At 34.9% G+C, this 16,114-nt stretch carries 11 protein-coding genes; 5 read left to right on the plus strand and 6 right to left on the minus strand.

Annotated features, from left to right (window positions below; genetic code table 11):
• The 3 genes from H601_RS15525 to H601_RS0109025 form a co-directional block, all read right to left on the minus strand.
• On the minus strand, nt 1-1,850 hold a 1,850-nt coding region (locus H601_RS15525; protein WP_156900377.1), incomplete at its 3' end, for a DUF4397 domain-containing protein.
• A 288-nt stretch (nt 1,851-2,138) separates the two neighbouring features.
• Nucleotides 2,139-2,492, minus strand: coding sequence for a DUF2200 domain-containing protein (locus tag H601_RS0109020; RefSeq protein ID WP_026711210.1), 354 nt, complete (start codon nt 2,490-2,492; stop codon nt 2,139-2,141).
• A 46-nt stretch (nt 2,493-2,538) separates the two neighbouring features.
• Nucleotides 2,539-3,447, minus strand: coding sequence for a hypothetical protein (locus tag H601_RS0109025; protein WP_035655794.1), 909 nt, complete (start codon nt 3,445-3,447; stop codon nt 2,539-2,541).
• Nucleotides 3,448-3,722: 275 nt separating this feature from the next.
• Between H601_RS0109025 and gyrB the strand changes: the two genes are divergently transcribed.
• From gyrB to secDF, 4 genes are all read left to right on the plus strand, one after another.
• Nucleotides 3,723-5,663: a DNA topoisomerase (ATP-hydrolyzing) subunit B gene (gene gyrB / locus H601_RS0109030; protein ID WP_026711212.1), complete on the plus strand. Its 1,941-nt coding sequence runs from the start codon at nt 3,723-3,725 to the stop codon at nt 5,661-5,663.
• The gene (locus H601_RS0109035) at nt 5,656-6,660 is read left to right on the plus strand and encodes a DUF6588 family protein (protein WP_026711213.1); all 1,005 of its coding nucleotides are present in this window, start codon (nt 5,656-5,658) and stop codon (nt 6,658-6,660) included. The genes gyrB and H601_RS0109035 overlap by 8 nt, the downstream gene beginning before the upstream one ends.
• Nucleotides 6,661-6,680: 20 nt before the next feature.
• Nucleotides 6,681-7,616, plus strand: coding sequence for a malate dehydrogenase (mdh, locus tag H601_RS0109040; RefSeq protein ID WP_026711214.1), 936 nt, complete (start codon nt 6,681-6,683; stop codon nt 7,614-7,616).
• 190 nt (nt 7,617-7,806) lie between these two features.
• A complete protein-coding gene (gene secDF / locus H601_RS0109045) occupies nt 7,807-10,770 on the plus strand; it encodes a protein translocase subunit SecDF (RefSeq protein ID WP_026711215.1) in 2,964 nt (987 codons plus the stop codon).
• Nucleotides 10,771-10,842: 72 nt separating this feature from the next.
• On the opposite strand, the gene H601_RS0109050 is transcribed toward secDF, so the two are convergent.
• Together H601_RS0109050 and uvrA are read right to left on the minus strand one after the other, a co-directional pair.
• Nucleotides 10,843-11,568: an LOG family protein gene (locus H601_RS0109050; protein WP_026711216.1), complete on the minus strand. Its 726-nt coding sequence runs from the start codon at nt 11,566-11,568 to the stop codon at nt 10,843-10,845.
• 31 nt (nt 11,569-11,599) lie between these two features.
• Nucleotides 11,600-14,431 (minus strand): excinuclease ABC subunit UvrA, encoded by a 2,832-nt coding sequence (uvrA, locus tag H601_RS0109055; protein WP_026711217.1) that lies wholly within the window; start codon nt 14,429-14,431, stop codon nt 11,600-11,602.
• A 115-nt stretch (nt 14,432-14,546) separates the two neighbouring features.
• Here uvrA and H601_RS0109060 point away from each other — a divergent pair, with 115 nt between their 5' ends.
• A complete protein-coding gene (locus tag H601_RS0109060; protein WP_026711218.1) occupies nt 14,547-15,068 on the plus strand; it encodes a hypothetical protein in 522 nt (173 codons plus the stop codon).
• A gap of 69 nt (nt 15,069-15,137) precedes the next feature.
• Here the strand turns inward: H601_RS0109060 and H601_RS0109065 are convergent, their stop codons facing one another.
• Entirely contained in the window at nt 15,138-16,094 is a 957-nt protein-coding gene (locus tag H601_RS0109065; protein ID WP_035655797.1) for a Fic family protein, read from the minus strand.
• Between the last annotated feature and the right edge of the window lie 20 nt (nt 16,095-16,114).

A 16,114-nucleotide genomic window follows, 5' to 3' on the forward strand; every position in this document is an offset into this window, starting at 1 on the left:
ACAGAAGTTTCAACTACATCCACAGTTGGAGCATCTGGCGAACCATGATTAACCAATACATCTGTGTTAGTCGCAACAGTAGCCGCTTCACGTCCTTGAGCAAATATAGAAAGTGCAAAGTTAGGAGCAGTTGAATAGCCTGTTGGCGATACAATTCCGTTGGCAATAGCAATATAGGTTTCACCCTCAGCTAAAGTAGTAGTTAAGTTATATAAACTCTCAGCAGCAGAAGTACTGTTACCTGGAGCCACATCAATACTTAAGGCCACTCCGGCAGGTACATCCACAAATGGAGTAGCCGTTCTAAAAGCAAAGTCATCTAATAAAATTTCACCGTTTACATATACGTCAACAGTAGTAGCCGCTAAATCAGGTGAATTGTGAATTACTTGTAAACGTGCAGTAGGTGTTTCTATTAAAGGTAGAGGAATTAGTGGACCTCCAACAGCTCTCGCCACCCATAATCCAAAACCGGGACCATCACTGTTTTGTGAAGGGTCTAAAAATCCACTCGCCACAACTGTTACTGCATCAAAATTCAAAAATAAGTCAGCTAAAGGAGCAGAATAGGTAGCCACTGTAGTTGCTCCACTTTCATCTCTAACATCTATTATATAATTTGCAGTAAGTAATTCTAAATAAGAAGAAAAATTACCGTAGGATAAGTTGTTAACTAATGTTCCTGCTGGTACAGAAGTTTCCACTACATCTACAGTAGGTGCATCCGTTGAACCATGAAAAACAATAACATCAGTATTATCTCCGTTGGATGTTCCCTCACGACCACCGGTTAAAATGTTTAAACCAAAAGGAGTATTCGGACTATATCCCGTGGGTGAAATAATACCATTTGCAATGGCAATATACGTTTGAGAAGGTGCTAAAGTGGTTGTTGCAGTAAATAATGTTTCAGCTACTGAACTACTATTACTTGGTGCAATGTCTATGGTAATAGCAACACCCGCAGGAGCATCAATAAAAGGAGTAGCCGTTCTGAAAGTAATATCATTTAACAAAATTTCACCATTAAGATAAACATCTACCGTAGAAGCGGCTAAATCAGGTGAATTGTGAATCACTTGCAAACGTGCTGTAGGGTTGTGAAACAAAGGCAATTCTAAAAGCGGTCCGCCTGAAGCTTTCGCCACCCACAATCCAAAACCGGGACCATCACTGTTTTGTGAAGGGTCTAAAAATCCACTCGCTACAACAGTAACCGCATCAAAATTCAAAAATAAGTCAGCTAAAGGAGCAGAATAGGTAGCAACAGTGTTGGTGCCACTTGCATCACGAATAGCCAAAACATAATTGGCAGTAGTCAACTCTAAATAAGAAGAGAAGTTGCCATAAGCTATATCATTAACAATTGTTCCGGCTGGCACAGACAATTCAACAACATCTACAGCAGGAGCATCAGGTGAACCATGAAAAACAATTACATCTGTATTGTCTCCGTTAGACGTTCCCTCACGGCCTCCAACTAATACATTAATCCCAAAGGGTTGATTCGCAGCATAACCACTGGTCGAAACAATACCGTTCGCAACTAAAATATACGTCTCAAATTCAGTCAACGTAGTGGTTAAATTGTAAAAGCCATCATTTACTGATGAACTTGACGAAGGGGCAACATCTATCGAAATAGGTACACCTGCAGGTACATCAACAAATGGGGTAGCTGTTCTAAAATGAAAGTTATCCAACAATAACTCACCATCCAAATAGACATCTACAGAAGCGGCAGCCAAGTCAGGTGAATTATGGATCACTTGAACCCTCGCTGTTTGTGCCATACTCGTCATACTCACACAGACCAGTAAAAGCCAAATTAAATTAGTAATTCTTTTCATGCTATATTGATTTTTTGTTTAAGATTATAAAGTTAATGATAAACAAAAAAAAGAAGGACTAATTTAACGTTTGTTAGTGGATTTTTAACAATTGTTATTTTTTATAAGTAATTATAAATGAGGAAATAAAAGTGAATAATAGTTGTTAAATTTACCATTTTACAATATATTTAAATAATAATTTTGTTTATTTATTGTTTAATATTATTAAACAAATAATATAAAATTGTGAAATGTAGGCTTTAATGTTTAGCAAAATTGAAGAATCTAAGTTGAATTGAAGCTTTTCTAACTTCTCAAAATCTTGTTCATGGCTTTGCCTTTTGCTAATTCATCAATCAGCTTGTCTAAATAACGTATTTTTTGCATCAACGGATCCGTAATTTCTTCTACACGATACCCACAAATAACACCGGTAATTTTATGAACATTTGGGTGAAGCAGTGGAGCATTTCCAAAAAAATCTTCAAAATTTGTTTGTTCCTCCATCACTTTTTGTAAACTAACTTCATCATAGCCGGTTAACCAAAAAATAATTTCATCTACTTCCGCTTGCGTACGATTTTTTTTAACCGCTTTGTTAACATAGTGCGGATAAACAGAAGCAAAAGACATTTTAAAAACGCGGGTGTTTGGATTCATTATACGATAAAAACGTTACTAAAGAGTAGAGTATAAATTAAATAAATTAAAATTTAAAACTATATTCTAGGTTTGCAATGAAACTTCTTGTTAAGCCATCTGGCCGAGTATCTCTCACCATAAAAGGCATTCCTAAATTTAGTTGAATATCACTTTTGCTATTAATTTTATAATCTAAATAAACATTTCCATTCAATGTGATTCCTTGTGAACCTTTAATTTCTCTTTCAATATTTAATTCATCTTTATATTTATCGTTCGCCAAATGATAAATGGGTAAGATGCTTGGGGTAAGTTTAAGTTTTGAAGTCAAATCAAAAGGATAGGATACTCTTATTAACACATCTCCACTTCTAATAAATCCTCTTGTAGATTGAAAAGAACTAATTTCTGATTGTAATGGAAAATCAGATGCCAAAAATTCATTATCATTTTGCGTCAGAGGTTGTTGAAGTGCAGCAACAAATTGAAATTTTTTAATTTCATAACCAAAACCCAATAACAAGTCAAATGTACCTAAACTCGATTGATAATCCATAGGTAGAGGCAAGTCACCTTCTTTGTTAGTAGAATTATTTAATGGAATTTTAGCTCCAAATGTAACTTTAGCTTTTTCATTTATTTTATAATTAGCATTTACATAGAGGTCTGAAAGACCAAAAGTTGAAATTCCATTTCCGTTTTGTGCCAATGTTGTTAGCTTAGTATTAAGGACAAATCGATTATTCAATTGTCTGTTGTATTCTACATAATTACCATATACCGTAATTGAGTTGTCTGCATTTCCATAAAAAGCTCCAAATTTTACTTGGTTTTTAAATTCATTTATACTGTCTGCACTATTGGGTTTAAAAGTGCTTATTGTACAAAATCCAGCATCACTACAACCTTGACCATAAAAATGATTCCAATTAAAGAGAACCATCAACAATAAAATAATTTTCAAATTTTTCATATCATTTTTTTTAAGAGCTAATTTCGATAATTGAATGTCGATATATTATTTTTTAATTCAATTTTAACGTTTCTCTTTATCAAAAAGTATTTTTTTTTGAAAAAATTTAAATTATAAGAGTATTGATTAAAACTTAAAATAAAACTTTTTTGAGCAATATCAAAAATCAACAGTTTGTTAATAACTTATACACTTTGGAATGAGTTAAGTTTTAAAAATCCTTTCAAAAAACGTATATTTGCGTGTTTTAGTCCAAAATAGATTTACCTTATAATATGAGCGAAGAAAATAAAAAGAATAATTATTCAGCAGACAGTATTCAAGCCTTAGAAGGCATGGAACACGTGAGAATGCGTCCTTCCATGTATATCGGTGACACGGGTGTAAGAGGTTTACATCACTTAGTATATGAAGTTGTCGATAACTCAATCGATGAGGCTTTAGCCGGTCATTGTGACACCATTTCAGTATTTATAAATGAAGACAATTCCGTTACCGTAGAAGATAACGGTCGTGGTATTCCGGTAGATATGCACAAAAAAGAAGGCGTTTCTGCTCTGGAAGTAGTAATGACCAAAATCGGTGCCGGTGGTAAATTCGATAAAGATTCCTATAAAGTTTCCGGTGGTTTGCATGGAGTAGGAGTTTCCTGTGTGAATGCTCTTTCCGACCATTTAAGAGCGACCGTTTTCCGTGAAGGAAAAGTATATGAACAAGAATATGAGCGTGGTAAAGCCATGTATCCGGTAAAACAAATAGGCGAGACGACCAAAAGAGGTACAATGGTGACCTTTAAACCGGATTCAAGTATCTTTACCCAAACAACCGAATATTCGTATGATACGCTAGCCGCACGTATGCGTGAGTTGTCCTTCTTAAACAAAGGAATCACCATTACGTTAACGGATAAACGTAGAACAGACGACAAAGGAGAATTTGTGAGTGAAGTGTTTCATTCCAAAGAAGGTTTGAAAGAGTTCGTTAAATTCTTAGACGGTAACCGTGTGCCAATCATCGCCTCTGTTATCAGCATGGAAAATGAAAAAGGAGAGGTTCCGGTTGAAGTTGCCTTAATTTACAATGAAAGTTATTCTGAAAATATCTTTTCTTATGTAAACAATATTAATACCCACGAAGGTGGAACGCATTTACAAGGTTTCCGTATGGGATTAACCCGTACCTTGAAAAAGTATGCCGATAACTCCGGATTATTAGAAAAATTAAAGTTTGAAATCTCCGGTGATGATTTCCGTGAAGGATTAACAGCCATTATTTCCGTAAAAGTAGCCGAACCACAGTTTGAAGGACAAACCAAAACCAAACTAGGCAACAGAGAAGTAGTTTCTCCGGTGAGTCAAGCAGTGGCAGAAATGTTGGAAAATTATTTAGAAGAAAATCCAAACGATGCCAAAATCATTGTTCAGAAAGTAATTCTTGCCGCTCAAGCCCGTCATGCAGCCAAAAAAGCACGTGAAATGGTGCAACGTAAAACCGTTTTGGGTGGTGGTGGTTTACCGGGTAAATTATCCGATTGTTCTGAACAAGATCCGGCAAAATGTGAAATATTCCTTGTCGAGGGAGATTCTGCGGGTGGAACGGCTAAACAAGGTCGTGACCGTGCTTTCCAAGCCATTTTACCTTTGCGTGGTAAGATTTTAAATGTGGAAAAAGCCATGCACCACAAAGTCTTTGAAAACGAAGAAATCAGAAACATCTTCACTGCTTTGGGGGTAACCATCGGAACAGCAGAAGATTCAAAAGCATTGAACTTAGAAAAACTGCGTTACCATAAAGTAGTCATCATGTGTGATGCCGACGTCGATGGTAGCCATATCTCTACCTTAATTTTGACCTTCTTCTTTAGATTCATGAAAGAATTGATAGAAAACGGTCACGTGTATATTGCAACACCACCTTTATATTTAGTAAAAAAAGGAAACAAAAAAGAGTATGCGTGGAACGATGACCAACGCGATATGATTAATCAACGTTTAGGAGGTTCAGCGGCAATTCAACGCTATAAAGGTTTGGGAGAGATGAATGCAGAACAGCTTTGGGAAACTACCTTAAATCCTGATTTTAGAACATTACGTCAAGTAACCATTGATAGTTTAGCGGAAGCTGATAGAATTTTCTCCATGTTAATGGGTGATGAAGTTCCGCCACGTAGAGAATTTATTGAAAAGAACGCCGTTTATGCCAATATTGATGCGTAAGTTCTTTTCCGCTTTATCGATTATGGTTGTATTGGGTATAACGAATACTCAAGCTCAAACCGCTACACAATTAGAACAAGTTGGGTATCTCTTAGGAGATGCCCTTTTTTATGCTGATAAGTATATTACTCCAATAACAGATGCGGCAGTTTATCAAGCTTCTTCCTCTTGGATGCTATCACCCGAAAAGAAAAAAACAGGAACGGTAACGTTTGGATTACACGCGAATATGTTTTTTGTACCCAAAAGTGATCGAAAATTCAACATTAGCAATGATGATTTTTTGTTTTTCGAAATAGAAAATCAAACGCAAGCTACAGTTCCCTCAGCTTTAGGAAATGATTATACTACACATTTAATTGGTGATTTAGACGGAGAACAAATTCGTATTGAAACTCCCGAAGGTGTTGACATGGAAACAATTGTATATCCGTATTTAACAGCAGCAGTTGCTCTACCATACGGAACAGAATTGGTGGTTCGCTATTCAACCAAAACAAAATTAAAAAGGGGTTACTATCAAGTATATGGACTAGGAATACAACATAACGTAAGTCAGTACTTTTCCAAGTTAAAAGATAAAAATATTGATTTGGCCTATATGTTTATGTATTCCAATGAAGAAGTTAGTTTTGACTTTTTGGATGTAAATACACCTTATGGTAATTTAGGGATTAACAAAATTACCGGATTTGTAAATACGTGGCATTTTCAATGTTCTGCCTCTAAAACATGGGGTAAAACGCAAGTAATGGGTAGTTTAATAGGAAATAGAAGTTTCTTTGAATACAAAGTTTCCGGAAAAAAAGGAGAAATTGAAAACATTTTACCCGTTCAATCAACTATCAATAATTTGTTGACCACCATTTCAGACCCTAAGACTAATATATTAGGAGAAGTGTCGTGTCGATACCAAATTAGCAAAATTTATCTGCAAAGTTCAGTAGCTTTTGGTAAATTTGTAAACGCAAATATTGGAATACATTATCAATTATAAATATTTTAAACTAGAATAAAATGAAAGTTACTATTGTTGGAGCAGGAAATGTGGGAGCCACTTGTGCTGACGCAATTGCTTACAGAAGAATTGCCAGCGAAATTGTATTGTTAGACATCCGTGAAGGTTTTGCAGAAGGTAAAGCACTTGACATCATGCAAACTCAAACAACTTTAGGATTTAATACTAAAGTATCAGGAAGTACAAACGATTATTCAAAAACAGCCGGAAGTGATGTGGTAGTGATAACATCAGGAATCCCAAGAAAACCGGGAATGACTCGTGAAGAATTAATCGGAATTAATGCCGGAATTGTAAAATCTGTAGCCGAAAGTTTATTGCAACATTCTCCAAACGCAATTGTAGTAGTGGTTTCTAATCCAATGGATACCATGACCTATTTAACCTTAAAAGCGACCGGTTTACCAAAAAACAGAATCATCGGAATGGGTGGAGCATTAGATTCATCTCGTTTTAAATGTTACCTGTCAAAAGCATTAGACAAACCGGCAAATGATATTCAAGGGATGGTAATCGGTGGTCATGGTGATACTACAATGATTCCTTTAACTCGTTTAGCCTCTTATAATGGTGTACCTGTATCAGAATTTTTATCGCAAGAAGAATTAGATAAAGTGGCTGCTGATACAATGGTGGGTGGAGCAACATTAACCGCTTTACTAGGAACTTCAGCTTGGTATGCTCCCGGTGCTTCGGTTGCTTATTTAGTTGATAGTATTTTAAATGACCAAAAGAAAATGATTCCTTGTTCAGTGTTTTTAGAAGGTGAATACGGACAAAATGATATTTGTATTGGTGTACCTTGTATTATAGGTAAAAATGGAGTTGAAAAAATTGTTGATATAGCTTTAAATGACGATGAAAAAGCTAAATTCGCCAAAAGTGCAGATGCAGTTAGAGCAATGAACGGTGATTTAAAATCTGTTTTAGCATAACTAAAGTTATAGAATAGTATGAAAAGACTGCTTAGGCAGTCTTTTTTTTTGAGATTATGCCTAAATTAATTGGTTAATCTTATTCAGAATTATATATTTGCACGTTTTATAAAATGGCAAGAAGTCTCAATTTTTCTTTCCATTTGATAATCAAAAACATAACCAACAAAATTAATTAATTCGAGTAATAATGCAGAGTAAAGGACTTATTAAATTTTTCGCAATTTTATTTGCATTGGTATGTATTTACCAACTTTCTTTCACATTTGTGGCCAACAAGGTTAAAGCGGATGCAAAAGCTTTCGCAGGTAATGACCTTACGAAAGAAGTAAAATATTTAGACTCTATCGGTAGAGAAAAAGTATTTAACTTAGGTTTTGCCAGCTACACTTATAATGAAGTAAAAGATAAACAAATTAATAAAGGTCTTGACCTTGAAGGTGGTATTAACGTAATCCTTCAAATTTCTGTGAAAGACATTTTAAAAGGATTATCTAACAATTCTCAAGATCCTGTTTTCAATAAAGCTTTAGCAGATGCAACGGCTAATCAAAAAGGAAATCAAACCTATTTAGATGCCTTTTTTGAGGCTTTTGAAGCAGAATCAAAAGGAAAAGTAAAATTATCTTCTCCTGATATTTTCTTCAATAAAAATTTTGATACTGAAATTACAGGTAAAACATCTGAAAATGAAGTAAAAGCAATCTTAAGAAGAAAAGTAAACGAATCTACATTAAGTGCTTTTGAAGTATTAAGAAAAAGGATAGATAAATTTGGTGTTACGCAACCAAATATCCAACAATTAGGAGAAACAGGTAGAATTTTAGTAGAATTACCAGGAGCAAAAGATGTTGACCGGATTAAGAAATTATTACAAAGTACTGCTCAATTAGAGTTTTGGGAAGCCTATAAATTTGAAGAAGTGGCTCAGTATATCGGTAGTGTAAATGAAGCATTAAAAGCTACTGAAGTAAAAGTTGATGTAAAAGAAACAGAGAAAGCTAAAACAGGAATTGATTCATTGTTAACAGATGTTGCAAAAGATTCTACTGCAACAACAAAAGGAAATAATCCTTTCTTTGATAAAATGATTTCGTATGGTGGCGGACCAATTGTTGGTTATTTTGCTCCTAAAGATACCGCCAAGATTGGTGAGTATTTGAGAAGAGATGCTATGAAAGCAATGTTAACTCCTGAATTGCGTTATGTTAGATTCTTATGGGGAAAACCTACCACAATTACAAATGACAAAAAAGAACAAGTTGAAGCGATTGAATTATATGCTTTAAAAGGAAATCGCTCAAATGAAGCTCCAATCAGTGGAGGAGTAGTAGTTGATGCCAGAGATTCTTTTGACCAATTTGGTAAGCCATCTGTAACCATGCAAATGAATGGAAAAGGAGCTAAACAATGGGAAGATTTAACGGGTAAAGCGTACACTGATAAAAGCAGCATTGCTATTGTTTTAGATAATATCGTATATTCTGCACCAGGTGTTTCTTCTGGTCCAATTGCTGGTGGACGTTCAGAAATTTCAGGTTCTTTTACCATTGATGAAACAAAAGATTTAGCCAACGTATTAAGAGCCGGTAAATTACCTGCTGCTGCTGATATCGTTCAATCAGATGTGGTTGGACCTTCTTTAGGTCAAGAAGCGATTGATAACGGTATGTTATCGTTTATTATCGGAATGTTGTTAGTTGTTGTATGGATGATTCTTTATTATGGTAAAGCGGGTGTTTATGCTAATATTTCTTTACTTGTAAATATTTTATTCATCTTCGGTATTTTAGCCAGTTTAGGAGCTGTACTTACTTTACCAGGTATTGCCGGTATCGTTTTAACTATTGGTATGGCAGTTGATGCTAACGTAATTATCTTTGAAAGAGCTAAAGAAGAACTTGATGCCGGTAAAACGTTGGAGGAATCTGTAAACTATGCATTCACATGGAAAGGGGCTATGTCATCTATCTTTGATGCTAACATTACTACGGCTTTAACAGCAATTATTCTTTTGGTATTCGGAACAGGACCAATTAAAGGTTTTGCAACAACGTTGTTAATTGGTATTGGAACTTCTTTATTTACATCAATTTTCATCACACGATTAATGTTGGATTGGAGTTTAACTAAAAAACAAAATTTGACTTTCTCAACTCCAATGACACATAATTGGTTTAAGAATATGAATGTAGATTTCCTAAGTAAAAAGAAAGTAGCCTACGCAATTTCAAGTGTCTTAGTAATCGTATCCTTAGTATCATTATTCTTTATCAACGGATTAAACCAAGGAGTTGATTTTGTGGGTGGACGTACTTTCCAAATCCGTTTTGCAAATGAAGTTAAAGCAGCCGAAATAAGTTCTGCTTTAACAGAGGCTTTCGGAACGAACGTAGAAGCAAAAACTTTTGGTACTGATAATCAGTTGAAAATTACAACTAAATATAAAGTTAACGAAGAGGGTGAAGGTATTGATACAGAAGTGAACCAAAAATTATATGAAGGTTTAAAATCCTATTTCCCAACTACTTCTTATGAAGAGTTTGTAACAAATTATGATGGTAAAGAAATAGGAGTTTTACAAGCATCTAAAGTAGGGCCAACTATTGCTGAAGATATCAAAACCAACTCTTATTGGGCTGTACTAGGATCTTTATTAGTTGTGTTTTTATATTTATTAATCAGCTTCAGAAAATGGCAATTCTCTCTTGGTGCTGTAGGTGCAGTATTCCATGATGTGATTATTGTTTTAGGGGTTTATTCTTTATTCTGGAAATACTTACCATTTAACATGGAAATTGATCAAGCGTTTATTGCTGCAATTCTAACGGTAATTGGTTATTCTTTGAATGATACAGTAATTGTATTTGACCGTGTTCGTGAATATTTAAATGATCATGAAGGTGGTACTTTCAATCAGGTTGTGAATAAAGCTTTAAATACTACAATCAGTAGAACAATCAATACTTCATTAACAACTTTAATCGTTTTGTTTGCAATATTTATTCTTGGTGGAGAAACCATTAGAGGGTTTGTATTCGCTATTCTAGTAGGTATTTTGGTAGGTACATATTCATCTTTATTCATTGCAACGCCAATTATGGCTGATACAATAAATAAACAAGATAAAAATAAATCAAATCCTGAAGCATAATTTCAGAATTGTTCATAAACAAAAAAAACCAATCGAAAGATTGGTTTTTTTGTTTTTAATGGAAAATATGAATTAGAAATTCGGACTCAAATTGTATTTTTTGTAGAAACGATCTAATTCTTCAACAACTTCTTCTTCCGTATCAACAACTTTTATCAGATTCATGTCTTCCGGACTGGCATTCTTTTGCTTATCAATCATCACATTTTTAATCCAATCAATCAATCCGGACCAATATTCAGTTCCAACCAATATAATTGGGAATTTACCAATCTTTTTTGTTTGAATCAAGGTTACTGCTTCAAATAATTCATCTAAGGTTCCAAATCCACCCGGCATTACTACAAATCCTTGTGAATATTTCACAAACATAACTTTGCGAACAAAGAAATAATCAAAATTCAAATTTTTATCTTTATCAATATACGGATTGAAATGTTGCTCAAATGGCAATTCAATATTCAATCCCACCGAAGTTCCTTCTCCACGATGAGCCCCTTTATTTCCGGCTTCCATAATTCCGGGGCCACCACCGGTAATCACACCATATCCGGCTTTACTGATTTTAAAAGCAATACGTTCAGCTAATTCATAATATTTATCTTCCGGTTTTGTTCTTGCTGAACCAAAAATGGATACACAAGGCCCAATTCTAGACATACTTTCATATCCGTTTACAAACTCGGACATGATTTTAAAAATCGCCCAAGAGTCATTGGTTCGTATTTCATTCCAAGTTTTTTGTTTGAACTTATCTTGGATTCTGTGATCTTCATTTTCGTACTGATCTACTGCCATTTTTCTTTTCTTTTAAAATTAAACAAACGTGCTAAAATAATTCTTTTTTTAAGAATTGAGCGGTTAAACTCTTTTTGTTTTTCACAATTTCCTCCGGCGTTCCTTTACAAACAATTTCGCCACCGCCTTTTCCGCCTTCTAATCCAATATCAATAATATGATCGGCCAATTTTATTACATCCATATTATGTTCAATAACTAGCACGGTATTTCCTTTGTCCACTAGTTTGGTAATAACTTCCATTAACACACGAATGTCTTCAAAATGCAAACCGGTGGTGGGTTCGTCTAAAATGTAAAAGGTGTTTCCCGTATCTTTTTTTGATAATTCGGTAGCCAATTTAATCCGTTGGGCTTCGCCACCCGAAAGGGTTGTGCTTTGTTGTCCTAAGGTTATGTAACCCAAACCAACATCTTGAATCGTTTTTACTTTTCGATAGATTTTTGGAATGTTTTCAAAAAAGTCAACCGCTTCATCCACCGTCATATTCAATACATCCGAAATGGATTTTCCTTTGTAACGAATTTCCAATGTTTCTCGATTAAAACGTTTTCCCATACACGTTTCACATTCCACATAAACATCCGGTAAGAAACTCATTTCGATCGTGCGAACACCCGAACCTTCACAAGTTTCGCATCTTCCGCCGGCCACATTAAAACTGAAACGTCCGGCTTTGTATCCACGTATCATGGCTTCGGGAGTTTGCGTAAACAAACTTCTGATTTCTGAAAAAACATCGGTATAAGTAGCCGGATTACTTCTTGGTGTTCTTCCAATCGGACTTTGGTCAATGTCAATTACCTTATCAATATGCTCTAATCCTTCAATTTTTTTGAACGGTTGTGGCTTTTTCACCGCATTGAAAAAGTGTTCGTTTAGAATAGGATAGAGCGTTTCATTAATCAAAGTCGATTTTCCACTTCCTGAAACTCCGGTCACACAAATGAGTTTTCCCAAAGGAAATTCAACAGTCACATTTTTTAAATTATTTCCGGTAGCTCCTGATAATTTCAATACTTTTCCGTTTCCTTCCCGACGCTTTTTAGGAACTTCAATTTTCATTTTTCCACTCATGTATTGAGCCGTCATGGTGTTTTCTAACAACAATTGTTTTGGCGTTCCTTCACTAATAATTCTTCCACCAAAACGACCTGCTTTCGGACCTATATCGATGACCCAATCCGCTCGTTCAATCATGTCTTTGTCGTGTTCTACAACCAAAACGGAATTGCCAATATCTCGCAAATTTTCTAACGAATTAATCAATCGTTCATTATCGCGTTGGTGTAAACCAATACTCGGTTCATCCAAAATATATAAAACCCCAACTAGTTGCGAACCAATTTGTGTTGCCAATCGAATCCGCTGTGCTTCACCACCCGAAAGCGATTTAGAACTTCGGTTCAACGATAAATAATTCAATCCTACATCCAACAAAAATTGCGAACGAGCTTTGATTTCGTTTGTAATTTCAACTGCAATCGCTTTTTGTTTATCTGACAAATTTTCGTCCAAATTTAAAAACCATTCATTCAATTCCGAAATATCCATTTGCGACAAATCGGCAATATTTTTTTCATGGATTTTAAAATAAAACGCTTCTTTTTTCAAACGAGAACCTTCACATTCGGGACAATCAATTTCATCCATAAATTCTTTCGCCCAACGTTTGATGGAAGTTGAACTGCTTTCGTCAAATTGATTTTTGATGAAATTGGAAATCCCTTCAAACTCAATTTTATATTCTTTGGTAATGCCTAATGTTTTAGATTCGACTGAGAATTTTTCTTTTCCGCCATGCAAAATCATTTCCATTGCCTCTTCCGAAATAGTTTCAACGGCATCAGTCAATTTAAAACCATATTTTTCACCAATCGTTTCCAATTGCTTGAAAATCCAATTCGATTTGTATTCACCTAACGGAGCAAATCCACCCTGTTTGATACTTATTTTTGGATTGGGAATAATTTTTTTCAAATTAATTTGATTGATGTTTCCCAAACCATTACAACATTCACAAGCTCCTTTGGGCGAATTGAATGAAAAATTATTCGGTTCCGGATTTGGATACGAAATACCCGAAGTTGGACACATCAATGTTCTACTGAAATAACGCACCTCTTTACTTTCATGTTCAATCACCATCATCACATCATCGCCGTGATGCATCGCCGTTTTGATGCTTTCAGTTAATCGTTTATCTGTTTCTTCATTGGATTCAATCTGCATCCGATCAATTACAATCTCGATATCGTGGGTTTTATACCGATCTATTTTCATACCGGAAACTATGTCCTGAATCTCGCCATCAACCCGAACTTTCACAAAACCTTGTTTGCCAATTTGCTGAAATAATTCGGCGTAATGACCTTTACGGGAACGAACAACCGGAGCTAAAATATTGATGCGTTTTCCTTTGAAATTTTCAATGATTAAGGCTTTGATTTGCTCATCAGAATAAGAAACCATTTTTTCGCCCGTATTGTAACTATACGCTTCACCGGCTCTGGCAAACAACAAACGTAAGAAATCATAAATTTCGGTAATGGTTCCAACAGTGGAGCGTGGACTTTTGCTGGTTGTTTTTTGTTCGATGGCAATAACAGGTGAAAGTCCGTCAATCTTATCCACATCCGGACGTTCTAATCCGCCCAAAAATTGTCGGGCATAAGCCGAAAAAGTTTCGATGTATCTTCGCTGTCCTTCGGCATAAATGGTATCAAAAGCCAAGGATGACTTTCCCGAACCTGAAAGTCCGGTTATGACCACCAGTTTTTCTCTGGGAATCCGTACGTCAATGTTTTTGAGGTTGTGAGCCCGAGCACCAATTATTTCAATCGTTTCGTCTGAATGTTGCATGATTTTTTCGCAAAACGCAAAGTTACAATTTTAACAGCAAGATTTATATAGACAGATAAGAAGAATTTGTTAAACAATTTCTATTTTTGAAAAAATTAAATGTTAAACTTGAATTATGAAAATACTAGGAATCGGTTCCAGAATTAAACATGCCGAATACGGATTAGGCGTAGTAACCAATGTAACTTCCAAACATTATTGGGTAACTTTTATTGAAAATGGATTAGAAACTATCGACGTTGATAGTGAATTTGAAGTTATAGAAGCATTGGAAGACGAAGTAGATTCGGTAAGTTTTTATGAAGTGGAAAAAACCTTAAAAAATCTATTGCAAAAATGGTCAGATGTTTCCCAAATTGTGCCGATAGCGGATAAATGGAAAGGTGGAAAACTCATTTTAGAACCGGGAACCGCAACGCAAAATAAAGAAGTGCCAATCGATACGTTCTTTCATAAAATCATCATGGTTCGTGACCGTTTAAGAGTAATGGAACAAAAAATTAACGCTAGTAATTTAGATGAAGCCGAAAAAATTGATTTGCAACAATATATTACACGAATTTACGGAAGCTTAACCACATTTAATGTATTGTTCAAAAGTACGAATGATTATTTTGTGGGAGAGAAAACAAAGTAGAGTTCAGTAATCAGTTTTTAGTGTTCAGTTTATAATGCTAACTGAATACTAAAAACTGAATACTGCCAACTATCTCATCCTTTTCCTATTCGCCATATATTCTTCAATGGCTTTCTTGGTTGTAAACCAATTTCTACCTTCTTTGTGAGCATCAATTTTTCCTTGACGTGCTAACAAACTGATGTATTCCTGACCGTAAGGCAATTCATTAGGTTCACTGACAATATTGGAAATTTTCTGAAAATCATAATCATTATCGGGTAAGGAACTAAAGTAAATATTCAACGTTCTTTCCAAAGCCTGACTCATCAATAATATCAATTTTTGATAATTGCCTGAATTGGCTTGATTGAGTGCTTCATAATATTTTTTTCTATCATTTTTTAAAATAATAGCAGGCGGAAATCCTTTTCGCATCAACAATAAATTCATGGCTAAACGAACGGTTCTTCCGTTTCCATCAAAAAAAGGATGAATCCAGACTAACTTATGATGAAAAACAGTTGCCAGTTCAATATCATTCAAATCTAGTGGGTTTGAATTGACAAAATCAATCAACTCATCCAATAAATCAGAAACTTTATTGGCATTTGGCGGAACAAAATTGGCTCCGGTAATTCGCACACCACCATTTCTGATTCGTCCGGCAAATTCATCTTCAATCATTCGCAAAACCAATTCATGCAATGATAAAATATCAATACTTCGTAAAGTATAATTTTCATTCACTATGGAATACAAATATTCAATCGCTTTTTCATGGTTTTTGGCTTCAAAATGTTCCCGAAGTGATTTTCCTTTTACGGTTATTCCTTCTTGTAAAACCATTTGCGTTTCCCTAAGAGTTAACGTGTTTCCTTCAATACTGTTGGAATTATACGTCCATTCGATGGTTAACGATTCTTTGATTTTTTGTAAAGCAATAGAAGGCAATGGTCTGCTTTGTTGTAAAACAGCCAATTTATCATACAATCGTTCAAATGTCGATTGAAATTCGGGTCGGTATGATGTATCAATATTCCACATAATAGAACAAAGATACAATT

The sequence above is a fragment of the Flavobacterium filum DSM 17961 genome (assembly GCF_000425465.1).
Lineage (GTDB): Bacteria > Bacteroidota > Bacteroidia > Flavobacteriales > Flavobacteriaceae > Flavobacterium > Flavobacterium filum.